General features: G+C 51.7%; 16 protein-coding genes. 12 read left to right on the top strand and 4 right to left on the bottom strand.

Going from position 1 to position 16,542, the window contains the following annotated elements:
• The first annotated feature begins 157 nt into the window (after positions 1-157).
• From cyoA to DRI82_RS00400, 6 genes are all read left to right on the top strand, one after another.
• Positions 158-1,120, top strand: coding sequence for a cytochrome o ubiquinol oxidase subunit II (cyoA, locus tag DRI82_RS00425; protein WP_114191548.1), 963 nt, complete (start codon positions 158-160; stop codon positions 1,118-1,120).
• A 3-nt stretch (positions 1,121-1,123) separates the two neighbouring features.
• Entirely contained in the window at positions 1,124-3,115 is a 1,992-nt protein-coding gene (cyoB, locus tag DRI82_RS00420) for a cytochrome o ubiquinol oxidase subunit I (RefSeq protein WP_114191547.1), read from the top strand.
• Positions 3,105-3,719: a cytochrome o ubiquinol oxidase subunit III gene (locus DRI82_RS00415; RefSeq protein WP_114191546.1), complete on the top strand. Its 615-nt coding sequence runs from the start codon at positions 3,105-3,107 to the stop codon at positions 3,717-3,719. Before cyoB ends, DRI82_RS00415 begins: the two co-directional genes overlap by 11 nt.
• A complete protein-coding gene (locus tag DRI82_RS00410; RefSeq protein WP_114191545.1) occupies positions 3,719-4,051 on the top strand; it encodes a cytochrome o ubiquinol oxidase subunit IV in 333 nt (110 codons plus the stop codon). Before DRI82_RS00415 ends, DRI82_RS00410 begins: the two co-directional genes overlap by 1 nt.
• A gap of 18 nt (positions 4,052-4,069) precedes the next feature.
• Entirely contained in the window at positions 4,070-4,957 is an 888-nt protein-coding gene (gene cyoE / locus DRI82_RS00405; RefSeq protein ID WP_114191544.1) for a heme o synthase, read from the top strand.
• Positions 4,958-5,201: 244 nt separating this feature from the next.
• Entirely contained in the window at positions 5,202-6,569 is a 1,368-nt protein-coding gene (locus DRI82_RS00400) for an MFS transporter (RefSeq protein ID WP_114191989.1), read from the top strand.
• 98 nt (positions 6,570-6,667) lie between these two features.
• On the opposite strand, the gene DRI82_RS00395 is transcribed toward DRI82_RS00400, so the two are convergent.
• Positions 6,668-7,159, bottom strand: coding sequence for a YajQ family cyclic di-GMP-binding protein (locus tag DRI82_RS00395; protein WP_114191543.1), 492 nt, complete (start codon positions 7,157-7,159; stop codon positions 6,668-6,670).
• A gap of 210 nt (positions 7,160-7,369) precedes the next feature.
• On the opposite strand from DRI82_RS00395, the gene panE reads away from it, so the two are divergent.
• A complete protein-coding gene (gene panE / locus DRI82_RS00390; protein ID WP_114191542.1) occupies positions 7,370-8,281 on the top strand; it encodes a 2-dehydropantoate 2-reductase in 912 nt (303 codons plus the stop codon).
• Positions 8,244-8,825, top strand: coding sequence for a protein deglycase YajL (yajL, locus tag DRI82_RS00385; RefSeq protein ID WP_114191541.1), 582 nt, complete (start codon positions 8,244-8,246; stop codon positions 8,823-8,825). Before panE ends, yajL begins: the two co-directional genes overlap by 38 nt.
• A 110-nt stretch (positions 8,826-8,935) precedes the next feature.
• On the opposite strand, the gene thiI is transcribed toward yajL, so the two are convergent.
• Positions 8,936-10,384 carry a tRNA uracil 4-sulfurtransferase ThiI gene (thiI, locus tag DRI82_RS00380; RefSeq protein WP_114191540.1) on the bottom strand — a complete coding sequence of 483 codons (1,449 nt, stop codon included), beginning with the start codon at positions 10,382-10,384 and terminating at the stop codon, positions 8,936-8,938.
• Between the two features lie 256 nt (positions 10,385-10,640).
• On the opposite strand from thiI, the gene xseB reads away from it, so the two are divergent.
• The 4 genes from xseB (at position 10,641) to DRI82_RS00360 (ending at position 14,834) form a co-directional block, all read left to right on the top strand.
• On the top strand, positions 10,641-10,883 hold the full coding sequence (gene xseB, locus DRI82_RS00375) for an exodeoxyribonuclease VII small subunit (protein WP_114191539.1): 243 nt from the start codon (positions 10,641-10,643) through the stop codon (positions 10,881-10,883).
• A gap of 6 nt (positions 10,884-10,889) precedes the next feature.
• Positions 10,890-11,819: a (2E,6E)-farnesyl diphosphate synthase gene (ispA, locus tag DRI82_RS00370; RefSeq protein WP_114191538.1), complete on the top strand. Its 930-nt coding sequence runs from the start codon at positions 10,890-10,892 to the stop codon at positions 11,817-11,819.
• 33 nt (positions 11,820-11,852) lie between these two features.
• Positions 11,853-13,715 carry a 1-deoxy-D-xylulose-5-phosphate synthase gene (gene dxs / locus DRI82_RS00365; RefSeq protein WP_114191537.1) on the top strand — a complete coding sequence of 621 codons (1,863 nt, stop codon included), beginning with the start codon at positions 11,853-11,855 and terminating at the stop codon, positions 13,713-13,715.
• Positions 13,716-13,859: 144 nt separating this feature from the next.
• Positions 13,860-14,834, top strand: coding sequence for an aldo/keto reductase (locus tag DRI82_RS00360; protein ID WP_114191536.1), 975 nt, complete (start codon positions 13,860-13,862; stop codon positions 14,832-14,834).
• A gap of 63 nt (positions 14,835-14,897) precedes the next feature.
• Here DRI82_RS00360 and pgpA read toward each other — a convergent pair whose 3' ends face one another.
• Positions 14,898-15,392, bottom strand: coding sequence for a phosphatidylglycerophosphatase A (gene pgpA / locus DRI82_RS00355; RefSeq protein WP_114191988.1), 495 nt, complete (start codon positions 15,390-15,392; stop codon positions 14,898-14,900).
• 71 nt (positions 15,393-15,463) lie between these two features.
• Positions 15,464-16,444, bottom strand: coding sequence for a thiamine-phosphate kinase (gene thiL, locus DRI82_RS00350; protein ID WP_114191535.1), 981 nt, complete (start codon positions 16,442-16,444; stop codon positions 15,464-15,466).
• Between the last annotated feature and the right edge of the window lie 98 nt (positions 16,445-16,542).

Here is a 16,542-nt window from a genome sequence, read left to right as displayed (position 1 = left end):
GGAAATAACCACGCATAGCAACATCTGTGACCTTGTTAACATAAAGTGTCAACAAGCCACTGACACGAACTTAAGCGTGTTTACAGTACTGCAACGTTCCCGTAAAATGCCCGCACACATGAAACGACAATAGAGCCCTTGTAATTGAGGTCGTTAGATGAGACTTAAGAAATACAATAAAAGTATCGGGATGTTGTCTTTATTCGCCTCTGCTGTAATGCTCAGTGGTTGCAATACGGCATTGATGGATCCCAAAGGAGCAATAGGACTTGAACAAAGGACGCTGATACTTACAGCTATCGGTCTTATGTTGATTGTGGTGGTGCCCGTCATTATTATGGCGTTTGCTTTTGCCTGGAAGTATCGCGCTTCCAATAAAAATGCAACATACAGCCCCAATTGGTCCCATTCCAATAAAATCGAAGCCGTGGTCTGGACTATTCCCATTATCATTATCGCCATTCTGGCAACGATAACCTGGAAAACCACCCACCAATTAGACCCATTCAAACCGATTGTCAGCGATAACAAAACCATGACTATCGAGGTCGTATCCCTCGACTGGAAATGGCTGTTTATTTATCCGGAACAAGGTATCGCGACCGTAAACGAACTGGCGTTCCCGAAAGACGTCCCCGTTCAGTTTAAAGTCACCTCCAACTCAGTAATGAACTCGTTCTTTATTCCTCAGTTAGGTGGACAGATCTACGCGATGGCCGGCATGCAGACTCAGTTGCACCTGATTGCGAATGAACCGGGACAATTCAAGGGTATCTCTGCCAGCTTCAGCGGCAAGGGTTTCTCAGGTATGAAGTTTACGGCCATTGCAACACCGACCGAAGGTGACTTCGACGCGTGGGTGGCAAAAGTTAAGCAATCGCCTAACACCCTGAATACAACCGAAGATTTCAACAAAGTGGCTGCGCCGAGTGAGAATCACCCGGTTGAGTATTTCTCCAATGTTAAACCTGATTTGTTCAAAGCAATTATTGGCAAATTCATGGGCAGCGACATGAACGCGCAAAGAGGGCCGAAAATGCCTGAAGGCATGGACACGACGCACGACATGGACATGGACATGGACATGGGTGAACACTCGCACGCCGGAGCCGAGGAATAAAAGATGTTCGGAAAACTAACACTTGATGCGGTTCCGTACCATGAGCCGATTATCATGGTCACCATTGCTGCAATTATCGTTGGCGGTCTGGCACTTGTCTCCGCAATAACGTATTTCGGTAAATGGAATTATTTGTGGAGCGAATGGTTAACCACCGTTGACCATAAACGTATTGGTATCATGTACATCATCGTTGCTATCGTCATGTTGTTGCGCGGCTTTGCCGACGCCATCATGATGCGTAGTCAACAGGCGCTGGCCTCAGCGGGTGAGGCGGGTTTCCTGCCCCCTCATCACTACGATCAGATCTTCACTGCCCACGGCGTGATTATGATCTTCTTTATGGCGATGCCTTTCGTGATCGGCTTGATGAATATCGTAGTTCCGTTGCAGATCGGTGCTCGTGACGTTGCCTTCCCTTTCCTGAACTCCCTGAGTTTCTGGTTCTTCGCCGTCAGCGTGGTGTTAATCAACATCTCCCTGGGGGTCGGTGAATTTGCGCAGACGGGTTGGCTGGCGTATCCACCACTGTCAGGCAAGGAATTCAGTCCGGGGGTCGGGGTCGACTACTGGATATGGAGCGTGCAGATCTCAGGTATAGGTACCCTTCTCACCGGGGTAAACTTCTTCGCGACCATCCTCAAGATGCGTGCGCCAGGAATGCCGATGATGAAAATGCCGGTCTTTACCTGGGCCGCACTGTGCACCAACGTACTGATTATCGCCGCTTTCCCAATTCTGACCGTCACCGTCGCGCTGCTGACCCTGGATCGCTATCTGGGCACCCATTTCTTTACCAATGATATGGGCGGCAACATGATGATGTACATCAACCTGATTTGGGCCTGGGGTCACCCAGAGGTGTATATTCTGGTTCTGCCCGTATTTGGGGTGTTCTCGGAAGTTACTGCAACTTTCTCGAAAAAACGTCTGTTTGGCTATACCTCGCTGGTATGGGCAACCATCGCGATTACCGTTCTGTCATTTATCGTTTGGCTGCACCACTTCTTTACGATGGGGTCTGGCGCGAACGTCAATGCGTTCTTTGGTATCGCGACCATGATTATTTCCATCCCAACCGGGGTGAAAATATTCAACTGGCTGTTCACCATGTATCAGGGACGTATCCAGTTCAACTCGGCAATGCTGTGGACCGTAGGCTTCATCGTCACCTTCTCTATCGGTGGGATGACCGGCGTTCTGCTGGCCGTGCCGGGTGCTGACTTCGTTCTGCACAACAGTTTGTTCCTGATCGCCCACTTCCATAACGTCATTATCGGTGGTGTGGTGTTCGGTTGCTTCGCTGGCCTGACTTACTGGTTCCCGAAAGCGTTCGGCTTCACGCTGAACGAAAAATGGGGGATCCGCGCATTCTGGTTCTGGATTATCGGCTTCTTCATTGCATTTATGCCGCTGTATGTTCTCGGCTTTATGGGTATGACACGTCGTATCAGCCAGGACATCAACCCAGAATTCCACACGCTGCTGCTGGTTGCCGCTGGCGGTGCTGCGCTGATCGCTTGCGGTATTCTGTGCCAACTGATTCAGATCTTCATCTCCGTGCGTGACCGCGACCAAAACCGCGATCTGACCGGTGACCCGTGGGGTGCCCGTACTCTGGAGTGGTCAACGTCCTCTCCACCGCCGTTCTACAACTTCGCCATCGTTCCTGAAATTCATGACCGTGATGCATTCTGGGACATGAAAGAGAAAGGCGAAGCGTACAAACGTCCGGCGAAATACGAACCCATCCACATGCCGAAAAACTCCGGTGCGGGTGTCATCATTGCAGCGTTCAGTCTGTTCTTTGGCTTCGCAATGATCTGGGATATCTGGTGGTTGGCCATCGTCAGCTTCCTCGGAATGATCATTACCTGGATCGCCAAAAGCTTTGACGAAGATGTTGACTACTATGTGCCGGTTGAAGAAATCGAGCGTATTGAAGCCCAACACTATGAACAAATTAGTAAGGCAGGCGTGAAACATGTCAACTGATACTCTGACTACCCACAACGCGGCCCATGCTGAGCATGGGCACCACGATGCAGGGGATACCAAAGTCTTTGGCTTCTGGATCTACCTGATGAGCGACTGTATTTTGTTTGCGAGCCTTTTCGCAACCTATGCAGTCCTGGTGCACGGGACCGCTGGCGGTCCCGCAGGTAAAGACATTTTCGAACTGCCGTTCGTTCTGGTCGAAACCTTCTTCCTGCTGTTCAGTAGTATTACCTACGGCATGGCGATGCTCGGCATGTACAAAGGCAATATCGGTGCGGTGAATCGTTGGTTGTTCCTGACCTTCCTGTTCGGTCTCGGATTTGTGAGCATGGAAGTTTATGAGTTCCATCATTTGATCGTGGAAGGTTACGGCCCGTCACGCAGTGGTTTCCTGTCGGGATTCTTTGCGCTGGTGGGTACACACGGTCTGCACGTAACGACCGGTCTGGTGTGGATTCTGGTAATGATGATTCAGGTCAGCCGTCGCGGTATCACTCCGGTGAACCGCACCCGCCTGATGTGCCTGAGCCTGTTCTGGCACTTCCTTGACGTTGTCTGGATCTGTGTATTCACCGTAGTTTATCTGATGGGGGCGATGTAATGAGTCATGCACCTACAGGGCAAGGCGGGGCAAGCCACGGCAGCCTGAAAACTTATTTGATTGGCTTCGTGCTGTCTATCATCCTGACGGTAATCCCGTTTACGATGGTCATGAACGGCGGAGCTTCCCAGGCGGCCATTCTCGGCGTTGTGCTAGCTTGCGCTGTCGTTCAAATCGTCGTACATCTGGTGTACTTCCTGCACATGAACTCGTCGTCGGAAGAACGCTGGAACCTGGTGGCATTTCTGTTCACCGTTATGATTATTCTTATCGTTGTTGTGGGCTCACTTTGGATTATGTACAACCTCAACATCAATATGATGGTCCATTAAAGAGCCGAGCTGCGCGAGATGATTAAGCAATACCTGCAAGTAACCAAGCCAGGAATTATTTTCGGTAATTTAATTTCTGTCGTCGGGGGGTTCCTCCTTGCTTCCAAAGGAAGCATCGACTATCCCCTCTTTCTCGCCACCCTCATCGGTGTCTCGTTGGTTGTCGCCTCAGGTTGTGTCTTTAACAACTTTATTGACCGCGACATCGACAAGAAAATGGAGAGAACGAAGAACCGGGCCCTCGTTAGAGGACTCATTGCGCCGAAAACCACTCTGGTTTATGCATCAATACTGGGTCTTGCAGGCGGCGCGCTGCTTTATGTAGCAGCGAATGCGTTGGCCATGTGGCTGGCAGTGATGGGTTTCGTCATTTATGTCGGGGTTTATAGCCTCTACATGAAGCGTCATTCAGTCTACGGTACCTTGATTGGTAGCCTGTCAGGCGCAGCGCCGCCCGTTATCGGTTATTGTGCCGTGACCAACGAATTCGATGCGGGTGCACTGATTCTGCTGTCGATTTTCAGTCTGTGGCAAATGCCGCATTCGTATGCCATCGCGATCTTCCGTTTTAAGGATTATCAGGCTGCGAATATACCCGTGCTGCCTGTGGTGAAAGGCATCTCCGTTGCCAAAAACCATATCACGCTTTATATCCTGGCGTTTATGGTGGCCACACTGATGCTGACACTCGGCGGTTATGCAGGTTACAAATACCTGGTGGTTGCCGCTGCGGTCAGCGTCTGGTGGTTGGGTATGGCTCTGCGCGGCTACAAGACCGACAACGATCGCGTCTGGGCAAGAAAACTGTTTGTTTTCTCCATCGTCGCCATCACCTCATTAAGCGTGATGATGTCCGTCGATTTCAACGTACCGGTAACAGGCTCGCTGCTGACCTACGTTTGGTAACGCGATTTACACTATTGGAAGTGAAGTGAACTGGCATTCAACTTGCCAGACACTTCACTTTTTTTATCCCCTCCCCTGCCTGCTTTCAACCGCATATTTTCTTATTTGCCTGAGTCATTCGCAAAACCAATACACATTGCTGTTGCATCACGCCATTCGTCGGTAATATCTGCTAAACAACAAGCAATTTACCCTGATGCGCGAACCGCACTACAATGTCGCAGTTTGTCATTTTGAGGTGGTAATGAACGATAACCAAATGACCCCGCAGGAGAGGCGGGCGACGTGGGGACTAGGGACGGTTTTCTCTTTACGCATGCTTGGCATGTTTATGGTATTGCCCGTTCTGACCACCTACGGCATGGCGCTTTCAGGTGCCAGTGAAGCCCTGATTGGTATCGCCATCGGTATTTATGGCTTATCGCAGGCCCTATTCCAGATTCCTTTTGGTTTAATCTCGGATCGCATCGGACGTAAGCCACTTATCGTATTCGGTTTGTTGATTTTTGCACTGGGCAGTGTGATCGCGGCAGTGACGGACTCCATCTGGGGGGTGATCATCGGCCGCGCATTACAAGGCTCGGGGGCGATCGCCGCCGCTGTCATGGCGCTTCTTTCTGATCTGACCCGCGAGCAAAACCGGACGAAAGCGATGGCTTTCATCGGCATCAGCTTCGGCGTCACTTTTGCCATCGCCATGGTTCTTGGGCCGATCATTACGCATGCGTTGGGTCTGCATGCGCTGTTCTGGATGATTGCCATTCTCGCTCTATGCGGTATTGGCATCACGCTGGCGGTAGTTCCTTCCGCCTCAAATCATGTTCTGAACCGCGAATCGAGTATGGTGAAGGGAAGCTTCACCAAGGTGCTGAACAATGCCAAATTACTGAAGCTGAACTTCGGCATTATGTGTCTGCACATCTTGTTGATGTCGAGTTTTGTCGTATTGCCGCAAGTAATGGAACAGGCTGGTTTCCCACCCAGCGAACACTGGAAAGTCTATTTGATCACCATGCTGGTCTCCTTCGCGGCGGTCATTCCCTTTATTATCTATGCCGAGAAGAAACGCCGTATGAAGCAGGTTTTCATGGGCTGTGTCGCCGTACTCTTCGTGGCGGAAATTGTGCTCTGGTCCGCTGGCGGCCACAGTTTCTGGATTATCGTGGCGGGCATCCAACTTTTTTTCCTGGCCTTTAACGTGATGGAAGCGATTCTGCCTTCACTGATCAGTAAAGAATCCCCCGCCGGATATAAAGGCACCGCGATGGGAGTCTACTCCACCAGCCAGTTCATCGGTGTCGCGATTGGCGGAAGCCTGGGTGGTTGGTTATACGGGTTCGCTGGGGCAGGCGCAGTCTTTATCGTCTGCGCGGCGCTTGCAGCAGTATGGTTTACCGTGAGTTCCACGATGCAGGAACCGCCTTATGTCAGCAGCCTGAGGATTACGCTGTCCGAATTGGCGGTGAAAGATTCGGCATTGGAAGCGCGCCTAAAGGCCCAACCCGGCGTAGCGGAAGCGATTGTGGTGCCAGAAGAGCGCAGTGCGTACGTAAAAGTGGACACCAAAGTAACCAACCGGAAAGCCCTGGAACAATTGGTAAATGCCGTCTGAGCTACAAGTCCGGCTTTCATAAACCGACTTTCATAAACAGAAAAAAAGGCGTCAGTTTGCACTCGACGCCTTTTTGCTGGATGTTCACGAGTTAGCGATCAGTCACGGAAGTTGTTGAACTGGAAAGGTTGTCCCAGCTCCGCACCACGAATCAGCGCCATCACGCCTTGCAAATCATCACGGGCTTTACCGGTTACGCGAACCTGCTCCCCCTGAACTTGCGCCTGCACTTTCAGCTTGCTGTCTTTAATCAGCTTGATGATCTTTTTGGCCACGGCAGGCTCAATGCCTTGCTGCAGTTTAGCCTCGACGCTGTAGGTTTTACCGCTATGTTCCATCTCTTCCGGAATATCCAGCGCTGCTCCCTCAATACCGCGCTTCGCCAATTTTTCACGAATGATATCAACCAGTTGTTTGACCTGAAAATCAGATTCGCTGGCGATTTTGATGCTCTCATTTTTTTCATTCAGCTCAAAACTGGCCGGGATATTGCGAAAATCCCAACGGGTTCCCAGCTCACGGGTGGCATTATCCACCGCATTTCGCACTTCTTGCATATCAATTTCTGAAACAATGTCGAAAGATGGCATTGGGGCTCTCCCACATATCAATAATACCCAATATGATAACCGTTTCGTGGCATGAAACAAAATAGCGTGGTCGACATCTGGTTTACAGCGAGGTCTGGCTGCATACTTGCCCACTAAGCGATGACAGAAATGTCTATACTATAATTATCTCAATATCAGCGATTATCTCTATATCTGTAAGAGCAACGCCAAAGAGCCAAGGGAGAAATGATGATAATAACCGTTCTTGGTTGTGGCGCACTCGGACAACTTTGGATTTCGGCCCTTTACCAGCAGGGACATGACGTACAGGGCTGGCTGCGCGTGCCGCAACCCTTTTGCTCTGTAAATGTCATCTCGTTAAACGGCGAATCGTTCAACCGCAATATGCCCACCAACGATCCAGAACATCTTGCCAAAAGTGAACTGCTGTTGGTCACGTTGAAAGCCTGGCAGGTTTCCGGTGCAGTCGCTGCATTAATGCCATTACTGAATCCTGATTGTGCCATTTTGCTGCTGCATAATGGTATGGGAACGCAGGATGAACTGCCACTGAACGACTTCCCGATTCTGCAAGGCGTCACCACCCACGCGGCGCGTCATGAAGGCAACACAATTGTCCATGTCGCCAGCGGAACAACCCATATTGGACCGACATCCGCGCGTGGCAGTTCGGTCAGTTATCTGGCAGAAGTGCTGCATAAGGCGTTGCCCGATGTGGCCTGGCATAACCATATCCATTCTGCCAGTTGGAAGAAGCTGGCCGTTAACTGCGTCATCAATCCGCTCACGGCGATCTACAATTGCAGCAATGGCAATTTGCGGGCATATCCTCTGCAGATCGAGACCATTTGCAGCGAAGTTGCCCAGGTTATGACGATGGAGGGGTATCACACTTCAACGGAATCACTGATGAATTATGTTTGCGAAGTCATCGACAGTACGCAGGCCAATACGTCCTCAATGCTGCAAGATATCCGCACCCAACGTCATACCGAAATCGACTATATCACCGGTTTCCTGCTGCGCCGTGCCCGCAGCCATGGACTGCTACTTCCTGAGAACAGTCGCTTATTCGAAATGATCAAGCGAAAGGAGAATGAATATGAACGTGTCAGTTCTGGTATGCCTGGCACCTGGTAGTGAAGAGATCGAGGCAGTAACCACCATAGATCTCCTGGTCCGCGCGGGGATTGCGGTCACCACCGCCAGCGTTGATGATGCTGGCACGCGGGAAATAGTCTGCTCGCGTGGCGTACATCTGCTGGCAGATACAACGTTCGCACAGGTTGCCAATGATTCCTTTGACGCCATTGTTTTGCCCGGTGGGTTGAAAGGCGCAGAACGTTTTCGCGATACGCCTTTGCTCATTGAAACCCTCCGCCAGCGGGAGCAAGCGGCAACGCTGGTGGCTGCTATTTGCGCCGCACCCGCGCTGGTTTTGATGCATCACCAACTCTATCCCACTGCCCGCCTGACCGGATTTCCTGGCCTTAAAGATAAAATCCCGCAAGACCGCTGGCAAAAGGATCGCGTGGTGTTTGATGCCAGCGTCAATTTATTGACCAGTCAGGGACCGGGCACATCCATGGAATTTGCCTTGAAACTGATTGCGCTTTTAACCAGCAGTGAGAAAGCAGAAGAAGTGGCCAGACAGTTGGTTTTACCGTGTGGAACTGAAGGATAGATGGATTAAGCCAGGCAGAGCCATTCTTTTTCTAGAACTATTCCTTTTCTAGAACCAGTCTTTTTCCAGGACTGTCTCTATTTGGAAATGCTCTCTGCCTTGCCCAGAAGTTACGGACGGTAAACTTTGACGTTGTTGAAGCCTTGCTCACGCAGATACAGCGCTTGTAAACGGCTCATTACGCCACGCTCACAGTAAAGCAGATAGGTTTTACTCTGATCGAGATCGCCAAATTGCGTGCTCAATTTATAGAATGGTAAAGGTTTAATTTCGACCTGTTCCATTTTCAGCGGTTTTTCGTCTTGCTCATCCGGTGCGCGGATATCCAGCAGTACGTCGGTTGGCGCAAATTCGGCAACAGTTTCTACTTCAACCACTTGCTCGCGCGTCTGCTCGGCAATTTCACGAATATCGACATTCTTCGCTTCGTTAATCACCCGCTGGAGAATCTCGAAGTCAAACATACTCTCTTCAGCTTCGATCTTGGCCTTGACCGCTTTTACGGTCGGGCTTTTAGAGATCACACCACAGTATTCCGGCATGGTCTTGGCAAAATCCTCGGTACCGATCTGCCGGGCCAAATTAATAATGTGCTCTTTATCGTGAGAAATCAGTGGGCGAAGGATCAATGTATCGCTGGCATTATCAATCAGCCGCAAATTGGTCAGCGTCTGGCTGGAGACCTGCCCCAGCGCTTCGCCGGTAACAATCGCCTGCACACCATAGCGTTCCGCAACTTGCGAAGCCGCGCGCACCATCATTCGTTTCAGTACCACACCCATTTGACCGTCTTCGATTTTCTCCAGAATTTCGCCGACTACCGGCTCGAAATCGATGGCGACGAAGCGGACGCGATGGGAGCTGCCAAAACGGTTCCACAGATAGTGGGCAACCTGCTTGACGCCAATCTCATGGGCCGAGCCGCCGAGATTGAAGAAGCAATAATGAACCCGGCACCCTCTACGCATCAGCATGTAGCTGGAAACGCCCGAGTCAAAACCGCCGGAGATCAAAGACATAACGTCTTCCTGCGTACCAATCGGGAAACCGCCAAGACCTTCATAACGGGCTTTAATCAGTACAAGCTTGTCGTCGTTGACTTCCAGTTTCACGGTCACTTGAGGATGCGTCAGGTTCACGCGGGCGCTCTCAATGTGCTGGTTCAAGCCACCGCCGACATAGCGTTCGACTTCGCCGGAAGAGAATGCATGCTTGCCCCGGCGCTTAACCCGCACACAGAATGTTTTGCCTTCGACCTGATCGCGATAGGCGACCAGCGTCTGCTCAAAAATATCGTGTAAATCTGTGTAGCTGCGGTCTTCAACCTCAAGGACATGATGGATACCCGGAATACGGGTCAAGGCGTCACAGAGGGGTTCACGCTGATTTTCATCTTTGGCACGGACTTCAATGTGATCCCAGTGACGGACAACCGCCAGTGTTTCATCATAATCTTTCAGGACGTTGCGAATGTTAGTTGTAAGAATCTTTATAAAGCGCAAACGCACTGATTGACTCTTGATGGTGATTTCCGGGAACAATTTAATGATAAACTTCATGGCGGTCTTTTATTGTCTGGTGTGGAGTGGGTCGTAAGTGAATGAATATGGATCTAAAATCATGTTATTGGTAAAGGCTGCGTGACTGAAACGGCCTTTACCAATAACATCCAAGGCGCGGAGTATATCACCATACCTGGGTGTTCTGCGCGTAAAACCACATCCATGCGCCACGAAATCCTCCCATCCGCCTGTTAGGGGAAGGGGCAGCCAGAAACGGGTTGCGGTGCTTAACCTACGATGTTGAAAAAAGAATATGCCAAAAAAAGCGGTACCACCTGCCAATTTCGAGACGGCACTGAGTGAACTCGAACAGATTGTTTCCCGACTTGAATCCGGGGAATTGCCACTGGACGACGCCCTGAATGAATTTGAGCGCGGCGTGAAACTGGCTCGTCAGGGGCAACAAAAGTTGCAGCAAGCAGAGCAACGCGTACAAATCTTGCTGGACAGTGACAACGACGCCCCTTTGGCACCCTTTACACAGGAAGCTGAGTAATATTTTATGGCTGAATTCGATCCGCAGGCCAATGCCATTGATTTTCCTGACATGCTGCGTGTGCATCAGCAGCGGGTTGATGGCGCACTGACAGGTTATCTCGATACATTGCCTTTCAACGAGACCCAGTTGGTGAGTGCGATGCGACACGGCGCACTGTTAGGCGGAAAACGCCTTCGTCCCTATCTGGTCTATGCTACAGGTGAGATGTTTGGTGTTTCCCTGGATAATCTTGATGCACCTGCGGCAGCCGTTGAGTGTATTCATGCCTATTCCCTCATTCATGACGATCTGCCCGCCATGGACGACGACGACCTGCGTCGCGGACAACCCACCTGTCACATTAAATTTGGCGAAGCCAGTGCAATTCTGGCGGGTGATGCATTGCAGACGCTGGCCTTTTCTATTATCGCTGATGCGCCGATGCCCGATGTGGCAATGAAAGATCGCCTGAGCATGATTTCTGAGTTGGCAACGGCCAGCGGTGTGTTTGGTATGTGCGGCGGGCAGGCACTTGATCTCGCCGCTGAAGGAAAGCCGATCAGCCTGGCCCAGCTTGAGCAACTCCACCGCCACAAAACGGGCGCATTGATCCGCGCCGCTGTGCGATTGGGGGCATTCGCCGCCGGGGAGAACGGACGCAAGGCATTGCCGCTGCTCGATCGCTATGCCGAGGCGATTGGCCTGGCCTTCCAGGTACAGGACGATATTCTGGATGTGATCGGTGACACAGCGACCATCGGCAAACGTCAGGGAGCAGACCAGCAACACGGTAAGAGTACCTACCCTGCCCTATTGGGACTTGACAGCGCGCAGGCAAAGGCGTGGGATCTTTATCAGGAAGCATTAGCTGCGCTCACCCTGTTAGCTGAACAATCTTATAACACGGCGCCACTCCAGGCGTTAGCCAGCTTCATTATTGAACGCGATAACTAATGATGATCGTTAAACCTCTGATATGAGCATCTGATGAGTCTTGATATAGCCAAATACCCGACACTGGCACTGGTGGAGAATCCGGAAGATCTCCGTATATTGCCGAAAGAGAGCTTACCCAAGCTTTGTGATGAATTGCGACAGTACCTGCTGGACAGCGTGAGCCAATCCAGCGGGCACTTTGCTTCCGGGTTGGGTACCGTTGAACTGACTGTCGCCCTGCACTTCGTCTATAACACGCCTTTTGATCGCGTGGTGTGGGATGTCGGCCATCAGGCTTACCCGCACAAAATCCTGACGGGCCGCCGTGACCGCATCTCCACCATTCGCCAGAAAAATGGGCTGCATCCCTTCCCATGGCGTGGTGAAAGCGAGTTTGACGTGTTGTCCGTGGGCCACTCCTCCACGTCGATCAGTGCGGGCCTGGGTATGGCCGTCGCCGCTGAGCGCGAAGGTAAAGGCCGCCGCACGGTGTGTGTGATTGGTGACGGTGCTATTACTGCCGGTATGGCGTTTGAGGCGATGAATCACGCGGGTGATATCAATTCCGACATGCTGGTGGTACTCAACGACAATGAAATGTCGATCTCTGAGAACGTGGGGGCGCTCAATAATCATCTGGCGCAACTGCTGTCCGGCAAACTCTATTCGCGACTGCGTGAAGGGGGCAAGAAAGTCCTCTCTGGCATACCGCCAATCAAAGAGCTGATCCGCCGTACCGAAGAGCATTTGAAAGGGATGGTTGTTCCCGGAACGCTGTTCGAAGAGCTTGGATTCAACTATATCGGTCCGGTCGACGGCCATGATGTGCAGGCACTCACGCAGACGCTGAGAAACATGCGCGACCTGAAAGGTCCTCAACTGCTGCATATCATGACCAAAAAGGGCAAAGGATATGCCCCGGCTGAACAGGATCCGATCAGTTGGCACGCGGTACCCAAATTTGATCCCGCCTCCGGGACTCTGCCAAAGAGCGCAGGGGGGTTGCCCACCTACTCCAAGATCTTTGGCGACTGGTTGTGCGAAACAGCGGCAAAAGACAGCAAATTAATGGCCGTAACCCCAGCCATGCGTGAAGGCTCGGGCATGGTGCGGTTTTCGCGTGAATATCCGAAACAATATTTTGATGTCGCCATCGCCGAGCAGCATGCGGTGACGTTCGCTGCGGGACTGGCGATCGGCGGCTATAAACCTGTCGTGGCGATCTATTCAACGTTCCTGCAGCGCGCCTATGATCAATTGATTCATGATGTGGCGATCCAAAATCTGCCCGTCCTGTTTGCTATCGATCGCGGAGGCATTGTTGGCGCGGATGGACAGACGCATCAGGGTGCTTTCGATCTTTCATTCATGCGCACGATTCCCAATATGGTCATCATGACGCCAAGCGATGAAAATGAATGCCGTCTGATGCTGCATACCGGTTATCACTATAATCTGGGGCCGTCCGCTGTCCGCTATCCGCGCGGTAACGGTACGGGGGTAACCTGCGAGCCTTTAGAGTCGCTGCCTATCGGTAAAGGCATCGTTCGTCGTGAAGGTGAAAAAGTGGCGATCCTGAATTTCGGTACTCTGTTTGCCGAAGCCCAACAGGCTGCTGAACAACTCAACGCTACGCTGGTCGATATGCGTTTCGTGAAACCTCTGGATGAAGAGTTGGTTCTGGAAATGGCGGCCAGTCATGAAGTGCTGGTCACGATTGAAGAGAACGCCATTATGGGCGGCGCAGGCAGCGGTGTGAATGAACTGCTGATGGCAAAACGTCAGTTGGCCCCGGTTTTGAATATCGGCCTTCCTGACCACTTTATTCCGCAGGGTTCGCAGGAAGAGATTCGCAGCGATCTCGGTCTTGATGCCGCAGGTATTCAACGCCAGATCGAGGCGTGGTTAGCTTGATCCGTTCTCCCTCCTCCTGTTCTGGAGGAGGGCATAATCCCTATCGCTGTCGCTATAACCCTATAGACACACTAAAGTTAAAAGATCGCTTTTTGGCATTCTTTCTTAATCACTGAACTGTTTTAATCACCGAAGGAGAAAAAAATGAAATTTACCCTACTCGGAAAAACGGATCTGAACGTTTCCCGCATCTGTCTCGGTTGTATGACTTACGGCGAGCCCAGCCGTGGCAACCATGCGTGGACACTACCGGAAGAGAGCAGCCGCCCGTTGATCAAACAGGCAATTGAATCAGGCATTAACTTTTTTGACACCGCCAACAGCTACTCCGATGGCAGCAGCGAAGAAATTGTCGGCCGTGCATTGCGTGACTACGCCCGCCGTGATGAGGTGATCGTAGCCACCAAGGTTTTCCATAAGACGCATAATCTGAGCGAAGGTTTGTCACGTAAACAGATTTTGCAGTCCATTGACGACAGCCTGAACCGGCTAGGAATGGAGTATGTTGATCTGCTGCAAATCCATCGCTGGGACTACAACACCCCCATTGAAGAGACGCTTGAAGCGCTGAATGACGTGGTGAAATCCGGCAAGGCCCGATACATCGGCGCATCCTCAATGCATGCGGCCCAATTTCGCCAGGCGCTGGATATATCACGGCAAAATGGCTGGGCAGAATTTGTTTCGATGCAGGATCAGTACAACCTGATTCAGCGCGAAGAAGAGAATGAAATGCATCCGCTTTGCGAACAGGAAAACATCGCCGTGCTACCCTGGAGTCCACTGGCGCGTGGTCGTCTGACCCGTCCGTGGGGGGAAACCACTGCCCGTTCTGTGTCCGATGAGTTTGGTAAAACGCTTTACAACCAAACGGAAGAAGCCGACGGGCATATTGCTGAACGGGTCGCTGCACTGGCGGAAGATCACGACGTTCCCCGCGCACAAATCGCGCTGGCCTGGTTGCTGCATAAACCGGCCGTCACCGCGCCGATTATTGGCGCATCACGCGCAGAACATCTCGTTGATGCCGTTGCCGCGCTGGATATTGAGCTGAAAATCGAAGAGATAGCTGAGCTGGAAAGCGCGTATAAACCGCACCCTGTCGTTGGTTTTAAATAGCGGCTGACAGACGTACAGTAAAGAGGAATATACAGGCGGGATATACACCCCGCCTGCTGACAATCAGAACAGGGCGAAGGGCCAGTGATGCCCGATCAGGTAGATAATTCCCGCAGAGAAAACCCCCGCAACAATATCATCCACCATAATGCCCATGCCGCCATGCACATTTCTGTCGAACCAACGAATCGGCCACGGTTTCCAGATATCCAGAATGCGGAACACCACAAACCCTGCAAGTACCCATCGCCAATCATTCACCGGCAGCGCCATCAGGGTGATCCACATGCCCACGAACTCATCCCAGACGATACTGCCATGGTCGTGAACACCCATGTCTTTCGCGGTCTGATGGCAAATATAGACACCGATGCAGATGCTGAACATCACCACCAGCGAATAGACCTGCCATGGCAGAAAGGTCAACAGGATCCAGAAGGGAATCGCTGCGATAGAACCGGCCGTGCCCGGCCCGAAAGGAAACAGGCCACTACCAAAACCGGTTGCCAGCAAATGCCAGGGATTGCGCATATTCAGACGTTTTTTCGCGACGTCCATTGCATTGAGCGCAGCATCCAGATCCTGCTCTTCCGTACTTATCGGGCGCTTCTTGTTCATTGAACTCATGCTCAGCCTCCCGCCGAAAAGTGATCGAATCCACGCCAATCCAATTCCACCGGTTCACCCGAGCGGAAGAACTGTACGCCTTCCGATGAGGGGCCAACCTGGCCGATGCAGGTGAATTCTGCCCCCAAATGCCCGAGGGATACGTCCAGCGCGCCGCGATTTATTTCCGGTACCGTGAAACACAACTCATAATCTTCACCGCCAGTAAGTGCCCACTTCAGTGCCTGATCCGCCTCAACGTTATTACTCATCCAATGCGAGTAAGGGAGCGCATTAAGGTCGATTCTGGCACCGCATTCGCTGGCCTTGAGGATATGCCCAAGATCGGAGATAAGACCGTCAGAAATATCGATCGCTGAACTGGCCAAATCGCGCAGTCCCTGACCTTGCAATATCCGCGGATAGGGGCGCAGATGGCGATGGATCAAAGCTTGCCGATCGGTTTCATTTTCTACATGCAAACGGTCCTGCAAAATCGCCAGACCCGCCGCGCTATCGCCCAGCGTGCCTGTGACATAGATCCAGTCACCAACCCGTGCACCTGAACGCGTCAAGGCACGCCCGGCTGGCACCAGACCATGAATGGTCAGAGTCATGCTTAAAGGGCCACGCGTGGTATCGCCGCCGATCAACTGCATACCGTAATAATTCAGGTGTTCAAACAGGCTGTCGCTGAATGCCTTCAACCAGGGTTCATCAACTTTTGGTAACGTCAACGCCAGGGAAAGCCAGGCCGGATCGGCGCCCATTGCCGCAAGATCGCTTAAATTCACCGCGAGCGCTTTGTAGGCCAGATCCGCAGGATCGATCGTCTTGAGAAAATGGATGCCCTCAACCAGGGTATCCGTGCTGATTGCCAACACCTGGTTTTCAGCCACCGTCAGCAACGCGCAGTCATCCCCAATTCCTAACTGTACATCCAGACGGGTACGTTTAAACCGATCGAAATAACGGGCAATCAGGTCAAATTCGCCACATGCCATAGTACAATTCCAAAAAGTGAGACGAAAAAAGATAAAGGCCGGATAACCGGCCTTTGACATGTTGAAAGTGTTGTGTGAACGTTGTCGCTCAACGTAAC

The sequence above is a fragment of the Edaphovirga cremea genome (assembly GCF_003332275.1).
GTDB classification, from domain to species: domain Bacteria; phylum Pseudomonadota; class Gammaproteobacteria; order Enterobacterales; family Enterobacteriaceae; genus Edaphovirga; species Edaphovirga cremea.
The sequence above is the reverse complement of the archived record's forward strand: the minus strand, read 5'-3'. Positions and strand labels throughout refer to the sequence as shown.